This window comes from Saccharothrix lopnurensis (genome assembly GCF_042658445.1).
Lineage (GTDB): Bacteria > Actinomycetota > Actinomycetes > Mycobacteriales > Pseudonocardiaceae > Actinosynnema > Actinosynnema lopnurensis.
The window spans coordinates 106151-132541 of record NZ_JBHSQO010000006.1 but is presented as its reverse complement, the minus strand read 5'-3'; the positions used below and the strand labels follow the sequence as shown (position 1 = coordinate 132541).

Genomic DNA, 26391 nt, shown 5'->3' with positions numbered 1-26391 from the left:
GCACGGCCTCCCGGCGTCCCCGTGACCCCGGTCACACCTAGCGGCCTTCGAGCGCCTCGCGCACCGGCCGCATCTTGGCGTGCGCCTCGCGGACCTCGGTGTCCGGGTCCGACCCGGCGACCAGGCCGCACCCGGCGAACAGCCGCGCCGTGCGGCCCTCCACCCGCGCGCAGCGCAGCGCGATGCCCAGCTCGCCGTCGCCGTTGGCGTCGATCCAGCCGACCGGGCCCGCGTAGCGGCCGCGGTCCAGGCCCTCCAGCTCGCGGATGACCCGCACCGCCCCGGCGCGCGGGGTGCCGCCGACCGCGGCCGTGGGGTGCAGGGCCGCGCCGAGCGCGAGCAGCGACGGCGTGCCGCCCAGCCGGCCGACCACGTCGCTGGACAGGTGCGACACGTTCGGCAGCCGCAGCACCGACGGGCCGTCCACCGACAGGGTCGAGCAGAACGGCCGCAGCGCCTCGACCAGCGACGCCACCGCGTAGCCGTGCTCCTCGCGGTCCTTGGGCGACGACAGCAGCGCGGCGGCCAGCTCCTCGTCGGACGCGCCGTCGCGCGGCCAGGTCGTGCCCGCCAGCACGCGCGAGTCGACCACCCGGCCGGTGCGGCGCAGCAGCAGCTCGGGGGTGGCGCCGACCAGGCCGTCCACCGCGTAGACCCAGCACCCCGGGTACCGGCGGGCCAGGCCGCGCAGCAGGAACCGGTGGTCGATCTCCACGTCCGCCACGGCCAGCAGGTCGTGGGCCAGCACGACCTTGTCCAGCTCGCCCGCGCGCATCCGCCCGACCGCCGCGCGCACCGCCTCGCGGTAGGCCGTGACGGACAGCTCGCCGTCGGCGTAGCGCACCCGGGAGGGGCCGCGCACGGGCGTGGTGCCGCGCGGCTCGTGGTCGCCGATCGTGGTCACCCACGCGCGCCCGTCGCGCCTGCCCACCACGACCTCCGGCACCACCAGCACCGAGTGCCCGGGGTGGTCGTCGAACGCCATGCTCGCGAACGCCACCGGCCCGCTGCCCGGCACGCCGAGCTCGTCGTCCACGTCGAGGTCGGCGGTGAACGCCCGCCACCACCGGTCGGCGGCGGCGAACCGGTCCGGTCCCGAGGTCTCGAACCGCGCGGCCTCGCCCCACCCGACCAGGCCGGACCCGCCCCGCACCCAGCTCAGTGCGCCGGTCGGCGCGGGCAGCCGGCCCAGCAGGTCGACGTCCGGCGCGTGCGCGGTGCGCACGCGCAGCCGCTGTCCGATCCGGGAGGCGGGAGCTGTGGTCACGGTTGCGAGGGTATGGACCGACGGCTGAGACGGGTCGCCGAGCCCGCCCTAGACTCCGTGTTTGTGGTGGACAACGCACTGAGGACGCCGGTCCGCCCGGCGGTTCGGCTCCTGCTCGGCCGGTCGCTGCTGGTGCTCGGCGGGCTGGTGACGCTGATCGCCCTGGTGCTGCTGGCGGCGTGCCGGCGGGACGACGCCATGATCGAGGAGCGGCTGGGCAAGGCGACGGCCGAGGTCGTGTCGGTGTCGTTCCAGCGCGCCGTGGTCCGCTTCGCCTCCGACGACGGCGCCGTGCACAGCCCGGAGCAGGGCGTGCTGTACCCCGAGGGCCTGGAGCCGGGGCAGCTGGTGCGCATCGAGTACGACACCGGCAACCCCGAGGTGGCGCGGGTCGCCGGGCGCACCGCCGTGCTGGCGCTGCTGCCGGTCGGCACGTTCCTGCTCGGCGTGTGGGCGGTGCTGTCGCCGCTGGTCTGGTGGCTGCGCCGGCGGCCGTGACCGCCCCTTGTTACAGTCTTCCCCGGAATCGGCCTCCAGGTGTAACATCGGTTCATGGACCTGGAGGACCGGTTCGAGCGCACCGTGGCGGCCGAGCAGCGCGTCGAGCCGCGTGACTGGATGCCCGAGGGCTACCGCAGGACGCTGATCAGGCAGATCGCGCAGCACGCGCACTCCGAGATCATCGGGATGCAGCCGGAGGGCAACTGGATCAGCCGCGCGCCGTCGCTGCGCCGCAAGGCGATCCTGCTGGCCAAGGTGCAGGACGAGGCCGGGCACGGCCTGTACCTGTACGCCGCGACCGAGACGCTGGGCGCGGACCGCGGCGACCTGACCGAGAAGTTGATCTCCGGCAGGCAGAAGTACTCCTCGATCTTCAACTACCCCACGCTGTCGTTCGCCGACGTCGGCGTGATCGGCTGGCTGGTCGACGGCGCGGCGATCTGCAACCAGGTCCCGCTGTGCCGCACCTCCTACGGGCCGTACGCGCGGGCCATGATCCGCATCTGCAAGGAGGAGTCCTTCCACCAGCGGCAGGGCTATGAGCTGCTGATGACGATGATGGGCGGCACCGACGCGCAGCGGGCCATGGTCCAGGAGTCCGTCGACCGCTGGTGGTGGCCGTCGCTGATGATGTTCGGCCCGCCCGACGCGGAGAGCTCGAACACCGAGCAGTCGATGAAGTGGCGGATCAAGCGCAACACCAACGACGAGCTGCGGCAGAAGTTCGTCGACATGACCGTGCCGCAGGCCGGGAAGCTGGGCGTGGCGCTGCCCGACCCCGAGCTCCGGTGGAACCCCGACCGCGGCCACCACGACTTCGGCCAACCCGACTGGGACGAGTTCTGGCGCGTCGTCGGCGGCAACGGGCCGGCGAACGAGCAGCGCGTGGCGCACCGGCGCAAGGCGCACGAGGACGGCGAGTGGGTGCGCGCGGCGGCCGAGGCGTTCTCGGCCAAGCGCGCCGCCGCCGTGGAGGGCGCGGCATGAGCGCGTCGTGGCCGCTGTGGGAGGTGTTCCTCCGCGGCAAGCGCGGGCTGAACCACGTGCACGTGGGGTCGCTGCACGCGCCGGACGCCGAGATGGCCCTGCGCAACGCGCGCGACGTCTACACGCGCCGCAACGAGGGCGTGTCGATCTGGGTGGTGCCCGCGGCGGCGATCACCGCCTCGTCGCCGGACGAGAAGGACCCGTTCTTCGAGCCCAACGGCGACAAGGTCTACCGGCACCCGACGTTCTACCCCATCCCCGAGGACGTGCCGCACCTATGAGCAACGCCTACGACGGCCTGGTGGACCAGGAGGACTCGCACTGGGCGTTCGGGACGGGGTTCTCCGAGCCGCTGGCCGGGGTCGACCGGGAGCTGCCGGCGGGCGTCGACCGCGCCGACCTGTCGGCGTACTGCCTGATGCTGGGCGACGACGCGCTGGTGCTGGCGCAGCGGCTGGCCGAGTGGACCTCGCGCGCGCCCGAGCTGGAGGAGGACGTGGCGCTGGCCAACATCGCGCTCGACCTGCTCGGCCAGGCCCGGATGCTGCTCACCAGGGCCGCCGAGGCCGAGGGCGCGGGCCGCGACGAGGACGCGCTGGCGTTCCTGCGCGAGGAGCGCGAGTTCCGCAACGTGCACCTGGCCGAGATCGAGTGCGGCCCCTTCGCGGGCGGCGACTTCGCCACCACGGTGGCGCGGCTGCTGGTGTTCTCGTCGTGGAGGCTCGCCCAGTGCTCGCGGCTGCGCGCGAGCGCGGACCCGGTGCTGGCGGCGGTGGCCGAGAAGTCCGTGAAGGAGCTGGCCTACCACCGGGACCACGCGGCCCAGTGGGTCGTGCGGCTCGGCGACGGCACCGGGGAGTCGCACCGGCGGATGGCCGCCGGGCTGGCGCGGGTGTGGCCCTACCTGGACGAGCTGTTCACCGCGCACCCGGTCGAGCTGCGGCTGGCCGGTGTGGCGGTCGACCCGGCCGGGCTGCGCGCCGAGGTCGACGGGGTGCTGGACGAGGTGCTGGCGGCGGCGCGGCTGGCGCGGCCCGGCGACGTGCCGCCCGCGGCGCGGGTGAACGGGCTGGCCGGGCGGGACGGCGTGCACACCGAGGTGATGGGTTACCTGCTGGCCGAGATGCAGCACCTGCACCGGTCGCTGCCGGGCGCGAGGTGGTAGCCGTGGTCCACGCGGTCAGCGCCTACGACGTGGCGGCCCGGGTCCGCGACCCGGAGCTGCCCGTGCTCACCCTGGCGGACCTGGGCGTGCTGCGGGACGTGACCGAGTCCGGCGGGCGGGTGTCGGTGACGATCACCCCCACCTACTCCGGGTGCCCCGCCCTGGACGAGATGGGCGCCGACCTGCGGCGCTCCCTGCTGGCGGCCGGGTTCGAGCAGGTGGAGGTGCGCACGTCGCTGTCGCCGGCGTGGACCACCGACTGGATCAGCGAGGACGGCCTGCGGAAGCTGCGGGAGGCGGGCATCGCGCCGCCGTCCCGGCTGGGGCCGCGCGCCGCCGGGCCGGTGCCGCTGAACCTGGTGCCGCCGTCGCGGCGGGTGGCGTGCCCGCGCTGCGGGTCGTCCCGGACCGCCGAGCTGTCGCGCTTCGGCTCCACGGCGTGCAAGGCGCTGCGGCGGTGCGCGGACTGCGACGAGCCGTTCGAACACGTCAAGGAGATCTGAATGCCGTTCCACCAGCTGGCCGTGGCGTCGGTCGAGCGGCTGTGCGAGGACGCCGTCGCGGTGACGTTCGACGTGCCCGGACCGCTGGCCGAGGACTTCGCGTTCAAGGCCGGGCAGCACGTGACCCTGCGCGACGGCGACGAGCGGCGGTCGTACTCGATCTGCGCGCCGGTCGGCGCGCCGCTGCGCATCGGTGTGCGCCGGGTGGACGGCGGGCGGTTCTCGTCGCTGCTGGTGGACCGGGCGCGGGCGGGCGACGTGCTGGAGGTGTCGCCGCCGATCGGGAACTTCACGCCCGCCGGGGGCGCGCACCACGGGCTGGTGGTCGCCGGGTCGGGCATCACGCCCGCGCTGTCCATCGCCGCCACCGAGCTGGCCGCCGGCGCGCGGGTCACCCTGCTCTACGGCAACCGGCGGGCGGACACGGTGATGTTCGCCGAGGAGCTGTCCGACCTGAAGGACCGCTACCCGACGCGGTTCCAGCTGGTGCACGTGCTGTCGCGGGAGCCCCGGGACGTGGAGCTGTTCTCCGGGCGGCTGGACGGGGCGAAGCTGCGGGCGCTGCTGTCGACGGTGGTGCCGTGGGCGGACGTGGACGAGTGGTGGCTCTGCGGGCCGCACGGGCTGGTGCGGGAGTCGCGCGAGGTGCTGACCTCGCTGGGCGTGCCGCCGACGGCGGTGCACCACGAGCTGTTCTACGTCGACGAGCCGCCGCCCGCGCCGCGCCGGGCCGTGCCGTCGGACGCGGTCGGCGTCGCGACCGTGGTGCTGGACGGCCGGGAGACCGCCGTGCCGCTGCCCGCGGGGACGCCGATCCTGGACGCGGCGCAGCGGGTGCGCTCCGACCTGCCGTTCGCGTGCAAGGGCGGGGTGTGCGGGACGTGCCGGGCGCGCGTGGTGTCGGGTGAGGCGGAGATGCGGCGGAACTACGCGCTGGAGCCGCACGAGGTGGCGGCGGGGTTCGTGCTGACGTGCCAGGCGGTGGCGGTGTCCGCGGAGATCACCGTCGATTTCGACGCCTGATCTGGCACATTGGGGAGCATGGGACGTTCGGCGCTCTGGGGACTGCTCATCGGCTGGGCGCTGATGGTGGTGCTGCTGACCACGAGCTTCTCGCTGTCGGACGACGACGGCTCGTCGGCCGGTGAGCTGATGGGGACGTTCATCGGGGCGTCGATCATGGCCGGGCCGCTGGGCGGCCTGCCGGGGACCCTGATCGGTGTGATCGTGGGCGCGGCCCGCCGTCGTCCGCAGCCCGCCCTGGTGCCGCCCGCGCCGCCGCCCGTGCGGCTGCCGCCGAACGACCGCTGGTCGGCGATGGTGGCGCGGTGCGAGCTGTCGGTGCGCCGGGTGTCGGCCGCGGTGGCGACGGTGCCCCCGTCCCCGGCGCGGGACTGGCTGGAGCGGATCGCCGCGCAGTTCGGCGGTGAGCTGGGGGACGTGCGGCGGATCGCCGACCTGGGGCGGGCGCTGGGGGCCGACCAGCGGCACCCGGTGGCGCACCGGATGTCGGCGGCGGTGCGCGACTTCACCGCGTTCGAGGACGAGGTGGGGCGGGTGGCGCTCCAGATGTTCAACCAGCCGTCGTTGGAGCGGGCGCGGGTGCACCTGGAGGTGCTGGAGCAGCAGTTGCCCCACCTGGGCAACGAGTAGGCCGGATGCAGTAGCGCGTTGCTCCTTTGGGATCATCTCGTCATGTGGCAAGCATTCCTCGACGAGTCCCGCCGCGGTCCCACCTACCTGGTCGCCGTGGTCATCGCACTCCCGCGCGACCTGGACCGCACCCGCGGTGCCCTGCGCGCCAAGGTCAAGCCGGGTCAGCGCCGGTTGCACTTCAACCGGGAGAGCGACTCCCGGCGGAGGGAGATCCTCGCCCTGTTGCAGTCCCTCGGCGTTCACGCACGAATCTTCCTGTGCGATCACTCGAACGACCGGGCGGCTCGGCAGATCTGCCTGGCGGGTGCGGGGCGTCACCTGATCAACATCAGTGCGACCAGGCTGGTGCTGGAGAGCTGCGCGCACCAGGACGCCGATGACCGGCACACCCTGGCCCTCGTGGTGCGCAAGATCTTCGACCTGAAGTACGAGCACTTCCGCCCGCACGAGGACCCGATGCTGTGGGCGAGCGACGCCATCGCGTGGAGCTACGGCGCGGGCGGCGAATGGCGACGCCGGGTCGCCGGCCTGATCGAGAGGGTGCACCGGCTGCAAGTGCCCTAGACAGCGCGAAACCCGGCAACCCACCGTCCGGTAGGTGAACCGGGTTCACTTCCGAGCCCTATTGGGCCCGGCAAAAATAACTATACACAAGTTTGGCTCATCCGCCAAACGGCCTAGCGACTCGTCGAGGACTGCCACCACGCCAGCACCTCTTCGGCCACCTCCGGCATCGCCACCAGCAGCCCGTCCACCGGCAGCGGGTCGTCCTCGCCCCTCCGGTCCAGCACCACCGCGCCCGACTCGACCGCCAGCGCCACCGCGCCCGCCACGTCCCACTCGTGGTAGCTGTGCAGCACCGCCGCGGCCGCGTGACCCAGCGCCACCTGCGCCACCGCCAGCGCCTTCGACCCCAGCACCCGGACCCCCGTGCCGGCCACCGCCGCCCGCGAGATGAACTCGCCCATCCCCGGCCACGGCCCCGTCCGCGTCATCTCCGTGCACACGATCGCGCTCGCCGCCTGGTCGCCCAGCTTCACCGGCGTCCCGTTGGCCCGCATCCCCCGCCCGCGCGCGGCCGCGTAGATCTGGGCCCGGTACGGGTCGGCCACGACCCCCACCACCGGCCCCCAGCGGTCCACCAGCGCCAGGCTGTAGGCGCACCACGGGACCCCCGCCACGTAGTTGGCCGTGCCGTCCACCGGGTCCACCACCCAGCGGTACTCGACGTCGCTCGCCACGTCCTCGTCGGAGTCCTCGCAGAACACCGGGATGTCCGGGAACTCGGCGGTCAGCACCCGCCGGGTGTGCCGCTCCAGGGTCCGGTCGGTGTCGGTCACCCAATCGAACGGCGAGGTGTCGTCCTCGGGCCGGGCGCCGCGGCCGGCCGTCGCCATGATCACGTCCGACGCGTCGTTGGCGAGGCGGCCCGCTATCTCCAGCGCGATCGACACCAGGCCGGGATCGACGGGCCGGGCGGGGCGTGACGACAAGACGGTCATGCCGACCTAGTGTGAACGCACGGAGTGACCGCGACGCGTACAGAAGGTGAAGCGGGGGCCAACGTCAAGCGCGACGCGAGGAGTTCGGCGGTCGTTCGCCGAGGTGTCACACCACCGTGTCCTCACACCCCGCGGTGTGACCGACCCACGCGTGGCGATCATCACGAAATCTTCCCGCCAACGTGGTGACCACGCCGCCGAGCGCCGTCGCGAACGTTGAACTCGGGGGTCCTGAACGTACGACACGGTGGTCCCGAACGTACGACTCGCGCACGTGTCGAACACCCGCGCCGCGCGAGTCGTACGTTCAGACCCCGCGAGTCGTACGTTCAGATCCCACGAGTCGTACGTTCAGACCCCGCGAGTTGTGCGTTCAGGTTGCGTGAGCTTGGGTGTTCGGGGCTCGTGAGGTGGGTGTTCGGGGGCGGCTGGGTGGTGGCGCGGTGCCGGGGAGGTGGGCGTCACCTACGCTTTTGCCATGTCGCGTGCAGGTTTGGACAAGAACCCCCGCGAGGTCGCCGAGATGTTCGACGGCGTGGCCGAGGGCTACGACCGCACGAACTCGGTCATGACGCTCGGGTTCGACCGGCGCTGGCGGGAGTGGAGCAGGCGCGTGCTGGACGCCCGGCCGGGCGAGAAGGTGCTCGACCTGGCGGCCGGGACGGCGGTGTCCACCGTCGAGTACGCGGCGTCCGGGGCCTGGTGCGTGGCGGCCGACTTCTCGCTGGGGATGCTGCTGGGCGGCGCCCACCGGCCGGTGCCGAAGGTGGCCGCCGACGCGCTGCGCCTGCCCTTCGCCGACGGGGCGTTCGACGCGGTCACGGTGTCCTTCGGCCTGCGCAACTTCAACGACACCGAGGCCGCGCTGCGCGAGATGTGCCGGGTGGTGCGGCCCGGCGGCCGGTTGGTGGTCTGCGAGGTGTCCACGCCGACGTTCCGGCCGTTCCGGTTCGTCTACCTGCGCCACCTGCTCAAGGTGCTGCCGCTGGTCGCGCGCTTCGTCTCGTCCAACCCGGACGCCTACCAGTACCTGGCCGAGTCCATGCGCACGTGGCCCGACCAGCGCTCGCTCGCCCAGGTCGTGGCCCGCGCCGGGTGGGAGGACGTGGCCTGGATGAACCTCACCGGGGGCGTGGTCGCGCTGCACAAGGCCACCAAGCCCGTCTAGGGACGCGGCCCCCGGCACCGCGCAAGTAGACTCGGCCCTGACTTTGTGAACACACGCACAAGGAGCGGGGATGACGACTCCCAGCCGCCGCAGGGCAGGCGAGGACGCCGACGTGATCGTGGTCGGCGCGGGCCCGGCGGGCTCGACCGCGGCCGCCTACCTGGCCCGCGCGGGCCTGGACGTGCTGCTGTTGGAGAAGAGCACCTTCCCCCGCGAGAAGGTCTGCGGCGACGGCCTCACGCCGCGCGGCGTGAAGCAGCTGATCGACCTGGGGATCGACACCCGCGAGGAGGCGGGCTGGCTGCACAACCGCGGCCTGCGCGTGGTCGGCGGCGGGGTCCGGCTCGAACTGGACTGGCCCGAGCTGGCCACCTTCCCGCCCTACGGCGTGGTCCGGCCCCGCCAGGACTTCGACGAGATGCTGGCCCAGGTCGCCGTCCGGGCCGGTGCGCGCCTGCACGAGCAGACCAACGTGACCGGCGCCGTCGTCGAGAACGGCCGCGTGGTCGGCGTCAGCGCCAAGCAGGGCCCCGGCAAGGAGCCGGTCGAGTTCCGGGCCCCGATCGTGGTCGGGTGCGACGGGGTCAGCGCCCGCCTCGCGCTGTCGGTCGGCATCCAGAAGGACGACGCCAAGCCGATGGGCGTGGCGGTCCGCCGCTACTACGCCAGCCCCCGCACCAAGGACGACTACCTGGAGTCGCACCTGGAGCTGTGGGACCGCGAGAACGACGTGCTGCTGCCCGGCTACGGCTGGATCTTCGGCATGGGCGACGGCACGGTGAACGTCGGCCTCGGCATCCTCAGCACCTCCAAGGCGTACGGCACCACCGACTACCGCGCGTTGCTGAAGAGCTGGCTCGACGGCACCCCGGAGGAGTGGGGCTTCCGCGAGGAGAACGCCACCGGCCGCATCGGCGGCGCGGCCCTGCCCATGGGCCTGAACCGCAAGCCCCACTACCGGAACGGGCTGCTCCTGGTCGGTGACGCCGGCGGCATGGTGAACCCGTTCAACGGCGAGGGCATCGGTTACGCCATGGAGTCGGCCCGGATCGCCGCCGAGAGCGTGGTGCAGGCCCTGGCCCGCACCGGCGCGAGCCGCGAACGCGCCCTGCACGGCTACCCGGTGCGCATCGAGCAGGCCCTGGGCAGCTACTACCGGCTCGGCAACGTCTTCAGCAGGCTCATCGGCAACCCCACCGTCATGCGCACCGCGACCAGGTACGGCCTGCCGCGCAAGACGCTGATGAAACTGGTGCTCAAGCTGCTCGCGGGCCTTTACGACCCGAAGGACGGCGACTCGTTCGACCGTCTCATCACGGCGGCCACCAAACTCACTCCAACGGCCTAACGGGGGTCACCTGAACGGCGCAGCGTCGTCCTCCGGGGCGGCGCTGTTCCGCATTCGGTGTGCTCCGGTTCACCCCCGACCCTCCCCCCTGTTGATCTAGCCCGATATGGGCAGGTCAGAGCGGTTCAGGGGGTGTGTGTCACGCCTCTGTGTGACGTTCTACACTGGCCCTCGGGTCTTGTGAATCAGTTCACAACCGGCTGAGATGCCTTGTGAAGTGTTTCACAAGCGACCTGCGGATTGTTAGGCGTGCCTAACTCCCGGAGGGTGCAGGAACACCCCTTAGGGTGCGCAACGGTCGGCGGTGCACCACCACCGCGACAGCGAGGAAAGGACGACGGAGAGTGCTGGACCCTTACCTCCCCCTCGTATTGATGTTCGCCCTCGCCGCGGCCTTCGCGCTGTTCTCGGTGACGGCCGCCCCGTACATCGGCCCCCGCCGCTACAACCGCGCGAAGCTCGACGCGTACGAGTGCGGCATCGAACCGTCGCCGCAACCGGTGGTCGGCGGTGGCCGCATGCCGGTCGCCTACTACCTCACGGCGATGCTGTTCATCCTGTTCGACATCGAAATGGTCTTCCTCTACCCGTTCGCGGTCTCCGCGGACCGGCTCGGCCTGTTCGGCCTGGTGGAGATCGTGCTGTTCGTCGCCACGGTCGGCTTCGCGTACGCCTACGTCTGGCGTCGCGGCGGCCTCGACTGGAACTGAGGGGGAAGACCATGGGTCTCGAAGAGAAGCTCCCGAACGGCATCCTGCTGGCCAGCGTCGAGAAGCTGGTCAACTGGACCCGCAAGTCCTCGCTCTGGCCCGCCACCTTCGGCCTGGCCTGCTGCGCCATCGAGATGATGACCACCGGCGGCCCGCGCTACGACCTGGCGCGCTTCGGCATGGAGGTCTTCCGCGCCTCGCCCCGCCAGGCGGACCTGATGATCGTGGCCGGCCGGGTGACCAACAAGATGGCCCCGGTGCTGCGCCAGATCTACGACCAGATGCCGGAGCCCCGCTGGGTGCTGGCCATGGGCGTGTGCGCCTCCTCCGGCGGCATGTTCAACAACTACGCGGTCGTGCAGGGCGTGGACCACGTCGTGCCGGTCGACATGTACCTGCCGGGCTGCCCGCCGCGGCCGGAGATGCTGATCGACGCGATCCTCAAGATCCACGCGAAGATCATGGACGAGCCGCTGGGACCGAACAGGGCTGCGCTGCTGGCCGAGCAGGGCCACCGCACCGACCTGATCCCGTCCTCCCAGCGCTTTGCGAAGAAGTGAGCGGCAATGCCAAACGAGACCGGCGCTGACGACAACAACACCAGGGGCGAGGTCGAGAAGACCCCCGGCGCCGACACCCCGAGCAACGCCACCGGCGAGGCCCTCAGCTCCTCGACCATGAGCGAGTCCGAGTACGAGGAGCACCTGGACCGCGGCGGCGTCGTGGCCGGCCGCGCCCGCCAGGGCATGTTCGGCATCTCCGGCTCCGGCGACACCTCCGGCTTCGGCGGCCTGCGGTTGCCCGCCCACGTCTCCGCGCCGTCCGAGCGGCCCTACGGCGGCTGGTTCGACGAGGTCGCCGACGAGCTGCTGGCCGCGATCCGCGAGCGGGGCCTGCCCGCCGACACCGTCCAGCAGATCACCGTGGACCGCGGCGAGATCACCTTCTACCTGCGCCGGGAGAACCTGCTCCAGGTGGCGGGCATCCTGCGCGACGACCCGGCGCTGCGCTTCGAGCTGTGCAGCTCGGTGTCCGGTGTGGACTACGGCGTGGACGCCCCGCAGCGGCTGCACTCGGTCTACCACCTCACGTCGATGACCTACCGCCGCCGCATCCGGCTGGAGGTCGCGGTCGACGTGGACGACGCGCACATCCCCAGCGTCGTGTCGGTCTACCCGACCGCCGACTGGCAGGAGCGCGAGACCTGGGACATGTTCGGCATCGTCTACGACGGCCACCCGGGGCTGACCCGCATCCTCATGCCGGACGACTGGGACGGCCACCCGCAGCGCAAGGACTACCCGCTCGGCGGCATCCCGGTGGAGTACAAGGGCGCGGAGATCCCCCCGCCAGACCAGAGGCGGTCCTACTCATGACTGAACGGCTTTCCGACGTCACGACCGGCACGGACACCAGCGCCGAGGGCCGTGACAGCGACTCGTACGAGGCCAACCGCACCACGTCGAACCCGGACTCCTACGCGGGCGCCCGGGAGACCACCGAGGGCACCGTCTACACGGTGACCGGCGGCGACTGGGACGAGGTCCTGGCCGAGGCCGCGGGCGACGAGCGCATCATCATGAACCTGGGTCCGCAGCACCCCTCCACCCACGGCGTGCTGCGCCTGGTGCTGGAGCTGGAGGGCGAGACCGTCACCCAGGCCCGCAGCGTCATCGGCTACCTGCACACCGGCATCGAGAAGAACTGCGAGTACCGGAACTGGACCCAGGGCGTCACCTTCGTGACGCGCATGGACTACCTGGCGCCGCTGCACAACGAGGCCGCGTACTGCATGGCCGTGGAGAAGCTGCTCGGCATCACCGTGCCGCAGCGCGCCCAGGTCGCGCGGGTCGTCCTGATGGAGCTCAACCGGATCTCCTCGCACCTGGTGGCGCTGGCCACCGGCGGCATGGAGCTGGGCGCGCTGACCGGCATGACCGCGGGCTTCCGGGAGCGCGAGGAGGTCCTGCACCTGCTGGAGTTCCTGACCGGCCTGCGGATGAACCACGCGTTCATCCGGCCCGGCGGCCTCGCGCAGGACTTCCCCGAGGGCGCGGTGCAGCGCATCGAGGAGTTCATCAAGGTGATGGACTCCCGCCTGCCCGACTACGACAAGCTGCTCACCGGCCAGCCGATCTGGCGCAACCGCCTCGCGGGCGTCGGCTACCTGCCCGTGGACGCGTGCCTGGCGCTGGGCATCACCGGCCCGATCCTGCGCTCCGCGGGCCTGCCGTGGGACCTGCGCAAGGTCGACCCCTACTCGGGCTACGAGAACTACGAGTTCGACGTGCCCACGTCGACCGCGGCCGACTCCTACGCCCGCTACCTGCTGCGCGTGGAGGAGATCCACCAGTCGCTGCGGATCGTGCGGCAGGCGATGGCCGCCCTGCCCGCGGGCCCGGTCATGGTCGAGGACGCCAAGGTCGCCTGGCCCGCCCAGCTGACCATCGGCGCGGACGGCATGGGCAACTCCCTGGAGCACGTCCGCAAGATCATGGGCCAGTCCATGGAGTCCCTGATCCACCACTTCAAGCTGGTGACCGAGGGCTTCGCGGTGCCGGCCGGGCAGGTCTACGTGCCGATCGAGTCGCCGCGCGGCGAGCTGGGCTACCACCTCGTCTCCGACGGCGGCACCCGGCCGATGCGCGTCCACGTGCGCGACCCCAGCTTCGTGAACCTCCAGTCGATGCCCGCGATGTGTGAGGGCGGCATGGTCGCCGACGTCATCGCGTCGGTGGCCTCTATCGACCCGGTGATGGGTGGTTGTGACCGATGAGCACTTCCGAAGAGGTCTACGCGGCCTCCCCGCTGGACCCCGTGGCGACGCAGCGCCTGGTGGACGAGAACGTCGTCGACACCAGCGCGTTCGACCACGTCGTCGACCGGGCGCGGGCGATCGTGGCCCGGTACCCGGTGCCGCGCTCGGCGCTGCTGCCGATGCTGCACCTGGTGCAGTCGGTCGAGGGGTACGTCAGCCAGGCCGGCATCACCTTCTGCGCCGACCAGCTCGACCTGACCAACGCCGAGGTCAGCGCGGTCGCGACGTTCTACACCATGTACAAGCGCCGCCCGTGCGGCGAGCACCTGGTGAGCGTCTGCACCAACACGCTGTGCGCGGCGCTGGGCGGTGACGACATCTACGCCCGGCTGCGCGAGCACCTGGGCAGCGACGGCCGGCCGCTGGGCCACGAGGAGACCTCGGGCGAGCCGGGCGCGCCCGGCTCGATCACGCTGGAGCACGCCGAGTGCCTGGCGGCGTGCGACCTCGGGCCGGTGCTCCAGGTCAACTACGAGTACTTCGACAACCAGACGCCGGAGCAGGCGCTGGAGCTGGTCCGGTCCCTCCAGGCGGGGGAGAAGCCGCAGCCCACGCGTGGTGCGCGGCTGACCGACTTCCGCCAGGCCGAGCTCCAGCTGGCCGGGTTCTTCGAGGGCCGGGACGCGGACCTGGACGGCCCGTCCGCCGCCCCGGAGACGGTGCGCGGGGCCAAGATCGCGGCCGAGCGCGGGTGGACCGCACCGGCGATGCCGGAGCACGCGGAGTTCCCGCCGCTGCCGGAGAAGAAGTAGGAGGGCAGCCGGACATGGTCGCGGTATCCAATGGTGCCTCCGCGGGGAAGAGCACGTCGGCACCCCTGACCCCCGTCCTGACGAAGCGCTGGCTGTCGCCGCGCTCCTGGACGCTGAAGACCTACGAGCAGCTGGAGGGGTACACGGCGCTGCGCAAGGCGCTCACCGCCCACCCGGACCAGCTGATCCAGCAGTGCAAGGACTCCGGGCTGCGCGGTCGCGGCGGCGCGGGCTTCCCCACCGGCATGAAGTGGGGCTTCATCCCACAGGGCGACGGCAAGCCGCACTACCTCGTCATCAACGCCGACGAGGGCGAGCCGGGCACCTGCAAGGACATCCCGCTGATGATGGCGGACCCGCACTCGCTGGTCGAGGGCATCATCATCACCTCGTACGCGATCCGGGCGAACTTCGCCGCGATCTACGTGCGCGGCGAGGTGCTGCACGTGATCCGTAGGCTGCACGCGGCGGTGCGCGAGGCGTACGAGGCGGGCTACCTGGGCAAGGACATCCTCGGCTCGGGCTTCGACCTCGACCTGGTCGTGCACGCGGGCGCGGGCGCCTACATCTGCGGCGAGGAGACGGCGCTGCTGGACTCGCTGGAGGGCCGCCGCGGTCAGCCGCGGCTCAAGCCGCCGTTCCCCGCGACCGCCGGCCTGTACGCGTCGCCGACCGTGGTGAACAACGTCGAGACGATCGCCAGCGTGCCCTACATCGTCAACGGCGGCGCGGACTGGTTCCGCACCATGGGCCGCGAGCGGTCGCCGGGCCCGAAGATCTTCTCGCTGTCCGGCCACGTCGAGCGCCCCGGCCAGTACGAGGCCCCGATGGGCGTCACGCTGCGCGAGCTGCTGGAGCTGGCGGGCGGCATGAAGGACGGCATCCCGCTGAAGTTCTGGACGCCGGGCGGCTCGTCCACCCCGCTGTTCACCGCGGAGCACCTGGACGTGCCGCTGGACTTCGAGGGCGCGGCCGAGGCGGGCTCGATGCTCGGCACCACCGCGCTCCAGATCTTCAACGAGAAGGTGTCGGTGCCCTGGGCCGTCATGAAGTGGACGGAGTTCTACAAGCACGAGTCGTGCGGCAAGTGCACGCCGTGCCGCGAGGGCACCTACTGGCTGGTGCAGATCCTCCAGCGCATGGTGCGCGGCGAGGGCACGCCGAGCGACATCGACACGCTGCTGGACGTCTGCGACAACATCCTGGGCCGCTCGTTCTGCGCGCTCGGCGACGGCGCGGTCAGCCCGATCACCAGCGGCATCAAGTACTTCAGGGACGAGTTCCTGGCGCTGTGCGACCAGAACTCCAAGGTGTTGGCAGGTGCACAGGCATGACGATCGCCCCTGACAAGAGCGCCCCGAAGGGACCGGACGCCGTGGTGGTCCCCGAGGGCCACGTCAAGCTCGTCATCGACGGCCAGGAGGTCGTCGCGCCCAAGGGCGAGCTGCTGATCCGCACCGCGGAGCGGCTGGGGACCGTCATCCCCCGGTTCTGCGACCACCCGCTGCTGGAGCCCGCGGGCGCCTGCCGGCAGTGCCTGGTCGAGGTGGAGATGGGCGGCCGGCCGATGCCGAAGCCGCAGGCCAGCTGCACCATGACGGTCGCCGACGGCATGGTCGTCAAGACCCAGCTGACCTCGCCGGTGGCGGACAAGGCGCAGCAGGGCGTGATGGAGCTGCTGCTCATCAACCACCCGCTGGACTGCCCGATCTGCGACAAGGGCGGCGAGTGCCCGCTCCAGAACCAGGCCCTCGCGCACGGTCGCGCGGACTCCCGGTTCCACGAGCACAAGCGGACCTTCCCCAAGCCGATCCCGATCTCCACGCAGGTGCTGCTGGACCGGGAGCGGTGCGTGCTGTGCCAGCGGTGCACGCGGTTCTCGTCCCAGATCGCGGGCGACCCGTTCATCGAGCTGCTGGAGCGCGGCTCGCAGCAGCAGGTCGGCGTGGCCGAGCAGAAGCCGTTCCAGTCGTACTTCTCCGGCAACACCATCCAGATCTGCCCGGTGGGCGCGCTGACCAGCGCCGCCTACCGGTTCCGGGCCCGCCCGTTCGACCTGGTGTCGACCCCCGGCGTGTGCGAGCACTGCGCGTCGGGCTGCGCCACCCGCACGGACTGGCGGCGCGGCGCCGTGCAGCGGCGGCTGGCGGCCGACGACCCCGAGGTCAACGAGGAGTGGACCTGCGACAAGGGCCGCTTCGCGTTCCGCTACAGCACGGCCGACGACCGGGTCCGCCGCCCGCTGGTGCGCGACGCGGAGACCGGTGAGCTGCGCGAGTCCTCCTGGACCGAGGCGCTCCAGGTCGCGGCCGAGGGCCTGGCCAGGGCCCGCGACGGCCGGGGCGCGGCGGTGCTGGCCGGTGGCCGGCTGACCGTCGAGGACGCCTACGCCTACGCGAAGTTCGCCCGGGTCGCGCTGCGCACCAACGACGTGGACTTCCGCGCCCGGCCGCACTCGAACGAGGAGCTGGAGTTCCTGACCGGCGCGGTCCTCGGCCGCACCCCGGACAGCGGCGGCGTCACCTACGCGGCGATCGAGTCCGCCCCGGCCGCGCTGCTGGTGGCGTTCGAGCCGGAGGAGGAGTCCCCGATCGTGTTCCTGCGGCTGCGCAAGGCGGTCCGCAAGAACCGGACGAAGGTCTTCCACCTGGGCCAGTACACGACCCCGGCGGTGGAGAAGACCGGCGGTGTGCTGCTGGCCTGCGTGCCCGGCCAGGAGCCGTCGGCGCTCAACGCGCTGCCCGAGCACGCGGCCGACGTGGTCGAGGACCTGGCCGAGCCGGGCGCGGTGATCCTGGTGGGCGAGCGCGCCGCCGAGGTCCCGGGCCTGTTCTCGGCGGTCGCGGCGCTGGCCGAGCGCACCGGGGCGCGGGTCGCCTGGGTGCCGCGCCGCGCCGGTGAGCGGGGCGCCCTGGAGGCCGGCCTGCTGCCCACGCTGCTGCCGGGCGGCCACCTGGTCGGCGACCCCGCGGCACGCGCCGCGGTCGAGGCGGCCTGGGGCCTGGGCGCCGGCTCGCTGCCGGCCGTGGCGGGCCGCGACACCACGGGCATCCTGACCGCCGCCGCGGGCGGCGAGCTGGACGCGCTGGTGGTCGGCGGGGTCGACCCGTTCGACCTGCCGGACCCGGGGCTGGCCGAGCGGGCGCTGCGCGCCACCGGTTTCGTGGTCAGCCTGGAGCTGCGGCACAGCGCGGTCACCGCGCACGCCGACGTGGTGCTCCCGGTCGCGCCGGCGGTCGAGAAGGCGGGCACCTACCTGAACTGGGAGGGCCGCTCGCGGTCGTTCCGGACCACCCTGGAGGGCACCGGCGCGCTGTCGGACGGCCGCGTGCTGGACACGCTGGCCGTGGAGATGGACGCCGACCTGTTCACCCAGACCCCGGCGGCGGCGGCGGCCGACTTCGCGCGGCTGGGCACGGCGACCGTGAGCGCCGGTGCCCCGACCGCGGCCGCGCCGCTGCTGACCCAGCCCCGGGACGGCCAGGCCGTCCTGGCGACCTGGCGCCGCCTGCTGGACAACGGCTCGCTCCAGGACCGCGAGCCGAACCTGGCGGGCACCGCGCGCCCGGTCGTGGCCAAGCTGTCCCCGGCCACCGCCGTGCACCTGGGCGTGGAGCTGGGCGGCGAGATCACCGTGTCCACCGACCGGGGCGAGGTGGTGCTGCCGGTCGAGGCGGCCGACCTGCCCGACGGCGTCGTGTGGCTGCCCGGCAACTCGGGCGCGGTCACCGTGCGGCGCAACCTGGTCGCGGGCCACGGCTCCGTGGTCGCGGTCGTCCCGGCGGTCACCGGGAGCAACAGCACGCTCGGAGGCGAGGCATGACCACCGCAGAACTCATCGCCGACGACCCGCTCTGGTTGATCGTCATCAAGGTCGTGGGGATCTTCGCGTTCCTCGTCGTGATGACCCTCTTCATGATCAACTGGGAGCGCAAGGTCGTCGCCCGGATGCAGCAGCGCCCCGGCCCGAACCGGGTCGGCCCCAACGGCTGGCTCCAGTCGCTGGCCGACGGCCTGAAGCTGGCGTTCAAGGAGGACATCCGCCCGGTCCTGGCGGACAAGTGGGTGTTCTTCCTGGCCCCGGTGATCTCCTGCGTCCCCGCGTTCCTCGCCTTCTCGGTCATCCCGATCGGCGGCGAGGTCTCGATCTTCGGCGAGCGCACCGCCCTCCAGCTGGTCGACCTGCCGGTCGGCGTGCTGGTCGTGCTGGCCTGCTCCTCGCTCGGCGTGTACGGCATCGTGCTGTCCGGCTGGGCGTCCGGCTCGCCCTACCCGCTGCTGGGCGCGCTGCGCTCGGCCGCGCAGGTGATCTCCTACGAGATCGCGATGGGCCTGTCGATCGTCGCCGTGGTCATGCACTCGCACTCGCTGTCCACCTCGGAGATCGTCGACGCGCAGTCCGGCGGCTGGTACTTCTACCTGCTGCCGGTCAGCTTCCTGATCTACGTCGTCTCCATGGTCGGCGAGACCAACCGCGCGCCGTTCGACCTCCCCGAGGCCGAGTCGGAGCTGGTCGGCGGCTTCCACACCGAGTACAGCTCGCTGAAGTTCGCGCTGTTCTTCCTCGCCGAGTACGTCAACATGGTGACCGTCTCGGCGCTGGCCACCACCCTGTTCCTGGGCGGCTGGCGGTTCCCGTTCGTCGGCGACGACCACCTGCTCAACAGCGGCTGGTTCGGCCTGCTGTGGTTCGTGCTCAAGACGCTGGCCTTCCTGTTCCTGTTCATCTGGCTGCGCGGCACGCTGCCCCGCCTGCGCTACGACCAGTTCATGCGGCTCGGCTGGAAGTTCCTGGTCCCGGTCGCGCTGATCTGGTTCGTCGCGGTGGCGTTCGCCCGCTTCCTGCGCCAGGAGTGGGAGGCCCGCGGCGGGCTGGACACCAGCACCGCCCTGATCGTGATCGGCGCGTTCCTCGCGATCGTGCTGCTGATCGCGTTCCTGCTGCCCGACAAGCGCGAGCCGCACGACCCGAACGCCGTCCCGGTCACCGGCGGCGGCTACCCCGTGCCGCCGCTCGACCTCGCAGTCCCCAAGGCCCCGCCGCGCCGGCAGGTCCCGGTCGCGGAGCTGCCCACCACCACCGGCGGAGCCGGTGATCGGACCACCGCCGGCGGAGCCGGCACCCGCACCCAGGAACCGGCAGCGGTTACCGCATCCAAGGAGGCCAGCGATGGGGATGTTTGATCCCGTCAAGGGCTTCGGCGTCACCTTCGGCACGATGTTCAAGAAGGTCGTCACCGAGGAGTACCCCGAGGTCAAGAAGGTCACCGCGCCGCGGTTCCACGGCCGCCACCAGCTCAACCGGCACCCGGACGGGCTGGAGAAGTGCGTGGGCTGCGAGCTGTGCGCGTGGGCCTGCCCGGCGGACGCGATCTTCGTCGAGGGCGGCGACAACACCGAGGACGAGCGCTACTCGCCCGGTGAGCGCTACGGCGCGGACTACCAGATCAACTACCTGCGGTGCATCGGCTGCGGCCTGTGCATCGAGGCGTGCCCGACCCGCTCGCTCACCATGACCAACGAGTACGAGCTGGCCGACGACAACCGCCAGAAGCTGATCTTCACCAAGGAAGACCTGCTCGCGCCCCTGCTGCCCGGCATGGAGCAGCCGCCGCACCCGATGCGGCTGGGCGAGGACGAGAAGGACTACTACGTGAACGGCCCGGCGCTGGCCCGCGAGGCGGGCGTGCCCGAGGGCACGACGGTCGAGACGGGGCCCGAGGAGGCGTTGAAGTGAGCCTCTCGTCCCTGCTCCTCCAGCAGCCCGAAGCGGTCGAGACCGCGGTCGACGTCGTCACCACCGGCGAGGCGGTCGTGTTCTGGGTCCTCGGCCCGCTCGCCCTGGCCGGCGCGCTGGGGATGCTCTTCGCGCGGAACGCGGTGCACTCCGCGCTGTGGCTGGTGCTCACCATGCTCAGCCTCGGTGTGCTCTACATGGTCCAGCAGGCGCCGTTCCTCGGCTTCGTGCAGATCATCGTCTACACCGGCGCGATCATGATGCTGTTCCTGTTCGTGCTGATGCTCGTCGGCCGGGACAGCTCCGACTCGGTGGTCGAGGTGCTGCGCGGCCAGCGGCTGGCCGCGGCCGTGCTGGGCGTCGGCTTCGCCGGCCTGGTGGTCGGCTCGCTGGGTCGCGCGCTGACCTCCGTGCAGCCGGTCGGGCTGGTCGAGTCGAACAGCCAGGGCGGCGGCAACGTCGCCAACATCGGCGCGGAGATCTTCACCGACTACCTGTTCCCGTTCGAGCTGACCTCCGCGCTGCTGATCACCGCGGCGGTCGGCGCGATGGTGCTGGCCTTCTCCTCGCGCGCCGGCAGGGACGCCAAGAAGACCCAGCGCGAGCTGGTCGAGGAGCGCTTCCGCGGTCCCCGCCCCGGCTCGCTGCCCGGTCCCGGCGTGTTCGCCACCGCCAACTCGGTGGCCACGCCCGCCCTGCTGCCGGACGGCTCGGTCGCCGCCGAGTCCCTGTCCGAGCTGATCGAGACCACCGGCAAGGAACGTTTCGACGACGACGTCGCGGAGGTGTCCGGCACCGGGCAGCAGCCCGACGCACGCGCGCTCAAGGGAGAGTCGTCGTGACCCCTACGTACTACCTGCTGCTGTCGGCGCTGCTGTTCAGCCTCGGCGCGGTCGGCGTGCTGGTGCGGCGCAACGCCATCGTGGTGTTCATGTGCGTCGAGCTGATGCTCAACGCGGTCAACCTCAGCCTGGTCACGTTCGCCCGCATCAACGGCGGCCTGGACGGCCAGGTCATGGCGTTCTTCGTGATGGTCGTGGCCGCGGCCGAGGTCGTGGTCGGCCTGGCGATCATCATGGCGATCTTCAAGTCGCGTCGCTCGGCCTCGGTCGACGATTCCAACCTGTTGAAGTACTGAGAGGTCCACGGTGACGGAACCTGTTGCCGCCAGCGGGATCGGCAGTCTCGCCTGGTTGTTGCTCGCCCTGCCCGCGTTCGGCGCGGTCGTGCTGCTGGTCGGTGGCAGGCGCACCGACAGGTGGGGCCACCTGCTGGGCTGCGCCACCGTGGTCGCCGCGTTCGCGTACGGCCTGGCGCTGTTCTTCGACGTCCTGGGTCAGGGCCCGGAGAACCGCACCACCGAGGTGCACCTGTTCGACTGGATCCCGGTGGGCGCGCTGGACGTCGAGTTCGGGCTGCGCCTGGACCCGCTGTCGCTGACCTTCGTGCTGCTGATCACCGGTGTCGGGTCGCTGATCCACGTCTACTCGATCGGCTACATGGCGCACGAGGCCGGGCGGCGGAGGTTCTTCGCCTACCTGAACCTGTTCGTCGCCGCGATGCTCCTGCTGGTGCTGGGCAACGGCTTCGTGACGCTGTACTTCGGCTGGGAGGGCGTGGGCCTCGCCTCCTACCTGCTCATCGGCTGGTACCAGCACAAGCCGGAGGCGGCGTCGGCCGCGAAGAAGGCGTTCCTGATGAACCGGGTCGGTGACCTGGGCCTGGCGATCGCCATCTTCATCCTGTTCAAGGAGCTGGGCACCACCCAGTACACCGAGGTGTTCGCCCGCGTGGGCGAGCTGTCCTCGGCCGAGGTGCTGGCGGTCACGCTCCTGCTGCTGCTCGGCGCGTGCGGCAAGTCCGGCCAGTTCCCGCTCCAGGCGTGGTTGCCCGACGCGATGGCCGGCCCGACCCCGGTGTCCGCCCTGATCCACGCGGCCACCATGGTCACCGCGGGCGTCTACCTGATCGCCCGCTCGAACCCGATCTACAACCTGAGCGAGGACGGCCGCCTGGTCGTCATGGTCATCGGTGGTGTCACGCTGCTGATCGGCTGCGTCATCGGCTGCGCCTACGACGACTTCAAGAAGGTGCTGGCCTACTCGACGGTCAGCCAGATCGGCTACATGATCCTGGCCGTGGGCCTGGGCCCGATCGGCTACGCGCTGGGCATCATGCACCTGCTCACGCACGGCTTCTTCAAGGCGGGCCTGTTCCTCGGCGCCGGCTCGGTCATGCACGGCATGAACGACGAGGGCAACATCCGGCGGATGGGCGGCCTGGCCAGGAAGATGCCGATCACGTTCGTCACCTGGACGCTCGGCTACCTGGCCCTGATCGGCTTCCCGTTCCTGTCCGGCTACTTCTCCAAGGACGCCATCATCGCGGCGGCGTTCAGCATGGAGGGGTGGCGCGGCTGGGTGTTCGGCGGCGTCGCGGCCCTGGGCGCGGGTCTGACCGCGTTCTACATGACCCGGTTGTTCGCGCTGGTGTTCCTGGGCAAGCCGCGCTACACCGAGCTGCGCTCGGAGGACGGCCGCGAGTACCACCCGCACGAGTCGCCGCTGTCCATGACGATCCCGATGATCGTGCTGGCGTTCGGCTCGGTCGGCGCGGGCTGGTTCTTCGAGTCGAACCACAACCTGTCCGGCTGGCTCACCCCGTCGCTGGGCGAGCTCCAGGAGGGCCACGGCGTGCTGGGCCACACCGCGGCCAACTTCCTGGTGCTGGGCCTGTCGCTGGCGGGCGCGCTGCTCGGGTTCGCGCTGTTCCTGCGCGGCGACCAGCCGGTGGAGCGCCCGGCGCGGGTGTCGTTCCCGGTCCGCGCGGCGCGCAACGACCTGTACGGCAACGCGCTCAACGAGGCGCTGTTCGCGCGGCCGGGCACCTGGCTCACCCGCGCGCTGGTGTTCGTGGACAACAAGGGCGTCGACGGCCTGGTCAACGGGTCGGCGGCGCTGCTGGGCGGTAGCTCGGGCCGGTTGCGCAGGCTCCAGACCGGGTTCGTCCGCTCGTACGCGCTCTCCATGCTCCTGGGTACGGTCTTCGTCCTGGGCGCGCTGCTGATGGTGAGGTTCTCGTGAGCTGGGTGCTGATCGCGCTGCTCCTGCTGCCCCTGGTGGGCAGCCTGGTGGTGGCGTTCCTGCGGGGCAACGACCGCCTCGCCAAGCTGGTCGCGCTGGCGTTCTCGCTGGTCGAGCTGGCCCTCGCGGTGCTCGCGTGGACCGCCTTCGACCCGGGCGGCGACCGCCTCCAGCTGACCAGCTCGGCGGAGTGGATCCCGGCCTTCGGCGTGCACCTGTCGTTCGGCGTGGACGGCATCGCGCTGGTGATGATCGCGCTGATCGCGTTCCTGGTGCCGGTCGTCATCGGCGGCTCGTGGGCGGAGAAGCTGCCCGAGGGCCGCAGCGCGGGCGGGTTCTTCGCGCTGCTGCTGGCCATGCAGACCGGCATGGTCGGCGTGTTCGCCGCCACCGACGTGTTCGTGTTCTACGTGTTCTTCGAGGCCGTGCTGGTCCCGATGTACTTCCTGATCGGCCGCTTCGGCGGGCCGAACCGGCAGTACGCGGCGATGAAGTTCTTCCTGTACTCGCTGCTCGGCGGCCTGATCATGCTGGCCTCGGTGATCGGCCTGTACGTGGTGAGCCGGGATCGGATCGGCGAGGGCACCTTCGACTGGGCGACCCTGGTCACGGTGACCCGGGACGCGCCGCTGTCCACGCAGATCTGGCTGTTCCTGGGCTTCTTCATCGCCTTCGCGATCAAGGCGCCGCTGGTGCCGCTGCACACCTGGCTGCCGGACGCGGGCGCCGAGGCGCCGGTCGGCGCGGGCGTGCTGCTGGTCGGCATCCTGGACAAGATCGGCACGTTCGGCTTCCTGCGCTACTGCCTGCCGCTGTTCCCGGCGGCCAGCCAGGAGCTGGCGCCGCTGGTGCTGGTGCTGGCCGTGGTGGGCATCGTCTACGGCTCGCTGCTGGCGGTCGGCCAGTCGGACATGAAGCGGTTCGTGGCCTACACCTCGATCGCGCACTTCGGCTTCATCGCGCTGGGCATCTTCGCGTTCAGCTCGCAGGCGGGCGCGGGCGCGGTGCTCTACATGGTCAACCACGGCATCTCGACCGGCATGCTGTTCCTGGTCGTCGGCATGGTGATGGCCCGCGGCGGGTCGCGCCTGATCGAGGACTACGGCGGCATGGCGAAGCTCACGCCGGTGCTGGGCGGGCTGTTCTTCGTGGCCGGCCTGTCGTCGCTGGCGCTGCCGGGCACCAACTCGTTCGTCAGCGAGTTCCTCGTGCTCATCGGCTCCTACCCGAACGAGCCGGTGTTCACGGTCATCGCCGCGCTCGGCATGGTGCTCGCCGCGCTGTACGTGCTGTGGCTCTACCAGCGGGTCTTCCAGGGCCCGGTGCGCGGCACCGCGCTGGTCGGCCTGGCGGGCGGACCCGGCGCGGCGGTCGACCCCGAGCGCACGTCGGTGCCCGACCTGAACAAGCGCGAGCTGGCCGTGCTCGCACCGCTCGTGGCGCTGATCTTGGTGCTCGGCTTCTACCCGAAGCCGGTGTTGGACGTGATCACCCCGTCGGTCGGGGCGACGCTCAGCGAGGTCGGGGTGGCCGACCCGGTCGCGCAGGAAGGCAAGTGACGTGACGACGTTCCTCTCGCAGAACGTGGAGCGGCTGCAAGCACCGGAGATCGACTACTTCGCCGTCGCGCCGCTGCTGATCGTGCTGGGCGCGGCGTGCGCCGGCGTGCTCGTCGAGGCGTTCCTGCCCAGGGCGCAGCGCTGGGCCGCGCAGGTCGTGCTCGTGCTGGCCGCGCTGGCCGCGGCGGGCGCGCTGCTGGTCGCCTACGCGTCCGACGCGGACACGCCCGAGCAGGGCAAGACCACCCTGGCGGGCGCCATCTCGGTGGACCAGCCGGCGATCTTCCTGTGGGCCACGCTGCTGCTGCTCGGCCTCGGCTCGGTGCTGCTGATCGCCGACCGGTCCGTGGAGCCCGGCGGCGCGTTCATGCCGGAGAACACGCCCGGCGGCAGCGCCACCTACCGGGGCCAGGCCGACTCCGGCGCCCAGGACCGGGGCGGGGCCGCCACGGTCCTGATGACGCGGGAGCAGGCCACCCGGTTCGGGATGCAGACCGAGGTGTTCCCGCTCACGCTGTTCGCGCTCGGCGGCATGATGGCCTTCGTCGCGGCGAACGACCTGCTCACCATGTTCATCGCGCTGGAAGTGCTCTCGCTGCCGCTCTACCTGATGTGCGGCCTGGCGCGCCGCCGTCGCCTGCTGTCGCAGGAGGCCGCGGTGAAGTACTTCCTGCTGGGCGCCTTCGCGTCGGCGTTCTTCCTCTACGGCGTGGCCCTGCTCTACGGCTACGCGGGCTCGGTCAAGCTGGCCGACATCGCCGTCGCCACCTCGGGCACCGACCGGTCCGACACGCTGCTGTACGCGGGCTTCGGCCTGCTGGTGGTGGGCCTGCTGTTCAAGGCGTCCGTCGGCCCGTTCCACGCCTGGACCCCGGACGTCTACCAGGGCGCGCCGACGCCCGTGACGGCGTTCATGGCGTCGTGCACGAAGGTCGCCGCGTTCGGCGGCATCCTGCGCGTCCTCTACGGCGCGTTCGAGCGCTCCAGTTGGGAGTGGGAGGGCGTGCTCTGGGGCGTGGCCATCGTGTCGATGGTGATCGGCTCGGTGCTCGGCCTCACCCAGACCGACGTCAAGCGGATGATCGCCTACTCGTCGGTGGCGCACGCGGGCTTCCTGCTGGTCGGCGCGATCTCGCTGAACGCCGACGGCCTGTCGGGCACGATGTTCTACCTGATGGCCTACGGCTTCACCACGATCGCCGCGTTCGGCATCGTCAGCCTGGTGCGCAACGCCGACGGCGAGGCCACCCACCTGTCGCAGTGGGCGGGCCTGGCCAAGCGGTCGCCGGTGGTGGCGGGCGTGTTCACGTTCCTGCTGCTCGCGCTCGCCGGTCTGCCGCTGACCAGCGGTTTCATCGGCAAGTTCGCGGTGTTCACGGCGGCGGTCGAGGCGGGCATGACGCCGCTGGTGGTCATCGCGCTGGTGGCCAGCGCCGTGGCGGCGTTCTTCTACCTGCGGGTCATCGTGCTCATGTACTTCAGCGAGCCCGCGGCGGACGGCCCGGCGGTGAGCGTGCCCGGCGCGTTCACCACCATGGCGATCACGATGGGCGTGCTGTTCACGCTGGTGCTCGGTGTCTGGCCGCCCAAGGTGCTCGAATGGGCGGGTACCGGCGCGTTCATCTTCTAGTGGTA

At 71.6% G+C, this 26391-nt stretch carries 26 protein-coding genes; 24 read left to right on the top strand and 2 right to left on the bottom strand.

Annotated features, from left to right (window positions below):
- Positions 1–37: 37 nt before the first annotated feature.
- Positions 38–1267 carry an isochorismate synthase gene (locus ACFP3R_RS08545; RefSeq protein WP_380634437.1) on the bottom strand — a complete coding sequence of 410 codons (1230 nt, stop codon included), beginning with the start codon at positions 1265–1267 and terminating at the stop codon, positions 38–40.
- A 63-nt stretch (positions 1268–1330) separates the two neighbouring features.
- Between ACFP3R_RS08545 and ACFP3R_RS08540 the strand changes: the two genes are divergently transcribed.
- Genes ACFP3R_RS08540 through ACFP3R_RS08505 form a run of 8 tightly spaced genes read left to right on the top strand, consistent with a single transcriptional unit; the run spans position 1331 to position 6643 of the window.
- On the top strand, positions 1331–1765 hold the full coding sequence (locus tag ACFP3R_RS08540; protein ID WP_380634435.1) for a DUF3592 domain-containing protein: 435 nt from the start codon (positions 1331–1333) through the stop codon (positions 1763–1765).
- 54 nt (positions 1766–1819) lie between these two features.
- On the top strand, positions 1820–2755 hold the full coding sequence (paaA, locus tag ACFP3R_RS08535; protein ID WP_380634433.1) for a 1,2-phenylacetyl-CoA epoxidase subunit PaaA: 936 nt from the start codon (positions 1820–1822) through the stop codon (positions 2753–2755).
- On the top strand, positions 2752–3036 hold the full coding sequence (gene paaB / locus ACFP3R_RS08530; RefSeq protein WP_380634431.1) for a 1,2-phenylacetyl-CoA epoxidase subunit PaaB: 285 nt from the start codon (positions 2752–2754) through the stop codon (positions 3034–3036). Before paaA ends, paaB begins: the two co-directional genes overlap by 4 nt.
- Positions 3033–3920 carry a 1,2-phenylacetyl-CoA epoxidase subunit PaaC gene (gene paaC / locus ACFP3R_RS08525; RefSeq protein ID WP_380634430.1) on the top strand — a complete coding sequence of 296 codons (888 nt, stop codon included), beginning with the start codon at positions 3033–3035 and terminating at the stop codon, positions 3918–3920. The genes paaB and paaC overlap by 4 nt, the downstream gene beginning before the upstream one ends.
- A gap of 2 nt (positions 3921–3922) precedes the next feature.
- Positions 3923–4423 (top strand): 1,2-phenylacetyl-CoA epoxidase subunit PaaD, encoded by a 501-nt coding sequence (gene paaD / locus ACFP3R_RS08520; RefSeq protein WP_380634428.1) that lies wholly within the window; start codon positions 3923–3925, stop codon positions 4421–4423.
- Positions 4424–5446: a 1,2-phenylacetyl-CoA epoxidase subunit PaaE gene (gene paaE / locus ACFP3R_RS08515; protein ID WP_380634426.1), complete on the top strand. Its 1023-nt coding sequence runs from the start codon at positions 4424–4426 to the stop codon at positions 5444–5446.
- 18 nt (positions 5447–5464) lie between these two features.
- Entirely contained in the window at positions 5465–6076 is a 612-nt protein-coding gene (locus ACFP3R_RS08510) for a hypothetical protein (RefSeq protein WP_380634424.1), read from the top strand.
- Positions 6077–6118: 42 nt separating this feature from the next.
- Entirely contained in the window at positions 6119–6643 is a 525-nt protein-coding gene (locus tag ACFP3R_RS08505; protein WP_380634422.1) for a hypothetical protein, read from the top strand.
- A gap of 113 nt (positions 6644–6756) precedes the next feature.
- On the opposite strand, the gene ACFP3R_RS08500 is transcribed toward ACFP3R_RS08505, so the two are convergent.
- Complete coding sequence (locus tag ACFP3R_RS08500; RefSeq protein WP_380634420.1) at positions 6757–7581, bottom strand: inositol monophosphatase family protein; 825 nt, start codon at positions 7579–7581, stop codon at positions 6757–6759.
- Between the two features lie 478 nt (positions 7582–8059).
- On the opposite strand from ACFP3R_RS08500, the gene ACFP3R_RS08495 reads away from it, so the two are divergent.
- The 16 genes from ACFP3R_RS08495 (at position 8060) to nuoN (ending at position 26386) form a co-directional block, all read left to right on the top strand.
- Positions 8060–8749 (top strand): demethylmenaquinone methyltransferase, encoded by a 690-nt coding sequence (locus ACFP3R_RS08495; protein WP_380634418.1) that lies wholly within the window; start codon positions 8060–8062, stop codon positions 8747–8749.
- Positions 8750–8819: 70 nt separating this feature from the next.
- Positions 8820–10097, top strand: coding sequence for a geranylgeranyl reductase family protein (locus tag ACFP3R_RS08490; protein WP_380634416.1), 1278 nt, complete (start codon positions 8820–8822; stop codon positions 10095–10097).
- A 344-nt stretch (positions 10098–10441) separates the two neighbouring features.
- Positions 10442–10807, top strand: coding sequence for an NADH-quinone oxidoreductase subunit A (locus ACFP3R_RS08485; protein WP_344036212.1), 366 nt, complete (start codon positions 10442–10444; stop codon positions 10805–10807).
- 11 nt (positions 10808–10818) lie between these two features.
- Complete coding sequence (locus ACFP3R_RS08480; RefSeq protein ID WP_380634413.1) at positions 10819–11367, top strand: NuoB/complex I 20 kDa subunit family protein; 549 nt, start codon at positions 10819–10821, stop codon at positions 11365–11367.
- Positions 11368–11484: 117 nt separating this feature from the next.
- Complete coding sequence (locus tag ACFP3R_RS08475) at positions 11485–12183, top strand: NADH-quinone oxidoreductase subunit C (protein ID WP_380634650.1); 699 nt, start codon at positions 11485–11487, stop codon at positions 12181–12183.
- Positions 12180–13583 carry an NADH-quinone oxidoreductase subunit D gene (locus ACFP3R_RS08470; protein WP_380634411.1) on the top strand — a complete coding sequence of 468 codons (1404 nt, stop codon included), beginning with the start codon at positions 12180–12182 and terminating at the stop codon, positions 13581–13583. The genes ACFP3R_RS08475 and ACFP3R_RS08470 overlap by 4 nt, the downstream gene beginning before the upstream one ends.
- Positions 13580–14377: an NADH-quinone oxidoreductase subunit NuoE gene (gene nuoE, locus ACFP3R_RS08465; protein WP_380634409.1), complete on the top strand. Its 798-nt coding sequence runs from the start codon at positions 13580–13582 to the stop codon at positions 14375–14377. Before ACFP3R_RS08470 ends, nuoE begins: the two co-directional genes overlap by 4 nt.
- A gap of 14 nt (positions 14378–14391) precedes the next feature.
- The gene (nuoF, locus tag ACFP3R_RS08460; protein ID WP_380634407.1) at positions 14392–15711 is read left to right on the top strand and encodes an NADH-quinone oxidoreductase subunit NuoF; all 1320 of its coding nucleotides are present in this window, start codon (positions 14392–14394) and stop codon (positions 15709–15711) included.
- Positions 15708–18200, top strand: a complete 2493-nt coding sequence (locus ACFP3R_RS08455; RefSeq protein ID WP_380634405.1) for an NADH-quinone oxidoreductase subunit G — start codon at positions 15708–15710, stop codon at positions 18198–18200. The genes nuoF and ACFP3R_RS08455 overlap by 4 nt, the downstream gene beginning before the upstream one ends.
- Positions 18197–19561: an NADH-quinone oxidoreductase subunit NuoH gene (gene nuoH, locus ACFP3R_RS08450; protein ID WP_380634404.1), complete on the top strand. Its 1365-nt coding sequence runs from the start codon at positions 18197–18199 to the stop codon at positions 19559–19561. The genes ACFP3R_RS08455 and nuoH overlap by 4 nt, the downstream gene beginning before the upstream one ends.
- Positions 19548–20114, top strand: a complete 567-nt coding sequence (gene nuoI, locus ACFP3R_RS08445) for an NADH-quinone oxidoreductase subunit NuoI (RefSeq protein ID WP_380634402.1) — start codon at positions 19548–19550, stop codon at positions 20112–20114. The genes nuoH and nuoI overlap by 14 nt, the downstream gene beginning before the upstream one ends.
- Positions 20111–20956: an NADH-quinone oxidoreductase subunit J gene (locus ACFP3R_RS08440; protein WP_380634400.1), complete on the top strand. Its 846-nt coding sequence runs from the start codon at positions 20111–20113 to the stop codon at positions 20954–20956. The genes nuoI and ACFP3R_RS08440 overlap by 4 nt, the downstream gene beginning before the upstream one ends.
- Complete coding sequence (nuoK, locus tag ACFP3R_RS08435) at positions 20953–21252, top strand: NADH-quinone oxidoreductase subunit NuoK (protein WP_380634399.1); 300 nt, start codon at positions 20953–20955, stop codon at positions 21250–21252. Before ACFP3R_RS08440 ends, nuoK begins: the two co-directional genes overlap by 4 nt.
- 10 nt (positions 21253–21262) lie before the next feature.
- Positions 21263–23197 (top strand): NADH-quinone oxidoreductase subunit L, encoded by a 1935-nt coding sequence (nuoL, locus tag ACFP3R_RS08430; protein ID WP_380634397.1) that lies wholly within the window; start codon positions 21263–21265, stop codon positions 23195–23197.
- A complete protein-coding gene (locus ACFP3R_RS08425) occupies positions 23194–24756 on the top strand; it encodes an NADH-quinone oxidoreductase subunit M (protein WP_380634395.1) in 1563 nt (520 codons plus the stop codon). The genes nuoL and ACFP3R_RS08425 overlap by 4 nt, the downstream gene beginning before the upstream one ends.
- Before the next feature lie 25 nt (positions 24757–24781).
- Entirely contained in the window at positions 24782–26386 is a 1605-nt protein-coding gene (gene nuoN, locus ACFP3R_RS08420; RefSeq protein ID WP_380634649.1) for an NADH-quinone oxidoreductase subunit NuoN, read from the top strand.
- The last annotated feature ends 5 nt before the right edge of the window (positions 26387–26391 follow it).

Bases quoted from the DNA above. Each gene is read 5' to 3' on its own strand.
- paaE (WP_380634426.1), top strand. From the start codon at position 4,424: ATGCCGTTCCACCAGCTGGCCGTGGCGTCGGTCGAGCGGCTGTGCGAG.
- paaC (WP_380634430.1), top strand. From the start codon at position 3,033: ATGAGCAACGCCTACGACGGCCTGGTGGACCAGGAGGACTCGCACTGG.
- ACFP3R_RS08505 (WP_380634422.1), top strand. From the start codon at position 6,119: ATGTGGCAAGCATTCCTCGACGAGTCCCGCCGCGGTCCCACCTACCTG.
- ACFP3R_RS08490 (WP_380634416.1), top strand. From the start codon at position 8,820: ATGACGACTCCCAGCCGCCGCAGGGCAGGCGAGGACGCCGACGTGATC.
- paaA (WP_380634433.1), top strand. From the start codon at position 1,820: ATGGACCTGGAGGACCGGTTCGAGCGCACCGTGGCGGCCGAGCAGCGC.
- ACFP3R_RS08500 (WP_380634420.1), bottom strand. From the start codon at position 7,581: ATGACCGTCTTGTCGTCACGCCCCGCCCGGCCCGTCGATCCCGGCCTG.
- nuoI (WP_380634402.1), top strand. From the start codon at position 19,548: ATGGGGATGTTTGATCCCGTCAAGGGCTTCGGCGTCACCTTCGGCACG.
- ACFP3R_RS08475 (WP_380634650.1), top strand. From the start codon at position 11,485: ATGAGCGAGTCCGAGTACGAGGAGCACCTGGACCGCGGCGGCGTCGTG.
- ACFP3R_RS08470 (WP_380634411.1), top strand. From the start codon at position 12,180: ATGACTGAACGGCTTTCCGACGTCACGACCGGCACGGACACCAGCGCC.
- nuoH (WP_380634404.1), top strand. From the start codon at position 18,197: ATGACCACCGCAGAACTCATCGCCGACGACCCGCTCTGGTTGATCGTC.
- nuoF (WP_380634407.1), top strand. From the start codon at position 14,392: ATGGTCGCGGTATCCAATGGTGCCTCCGCGGGGAAGAGCACGTCGGCA.
- ACFP3R_RS08480 (WP_380634413.1), top strand. From the start codon at position 10,819: ATGGGTCTCGAAGAGAAGCTCCCGAACGGCATCCTGCTGGCCAGCGTC.
- nuoE (WP_380634409.1), top strand. From the start codon at position 13,580: ATGAGCACTTCCGAAGAGGTCTACGCGGCCTCCCCGCTGGACCCCGTG.
- ACFP3R_RS08510 (WP_380634424.1), top strand. From the start codon at position 5,465: ATGGGACGTTCGGCGCTCTGGGGACTGCTCATCGGCTGGGCGCTGATG.
- ACFP3R_RS08455 (WP_380634405.1), top strand. From the start codon at position 15,708: ATGACGATCGCCCCTGACAAGAGCGCCCCGAAGGGACCGGACGCCGTG.
- ACFP3R_RS08495 (WP_380634418.1), top strand. From the start codon at position 8,060: ATGTCGCGTGCAGGTTTGGACAAGAACCCCCGCGAGGTCGCCGAGATG.
- paaB (WP_380634431.1), top strand. From the start codon at position 2,752: ATGAGCGCGTCGTGGCCGCTGTGGGAGGTGTTCCTCCGCGGCAAGCGC.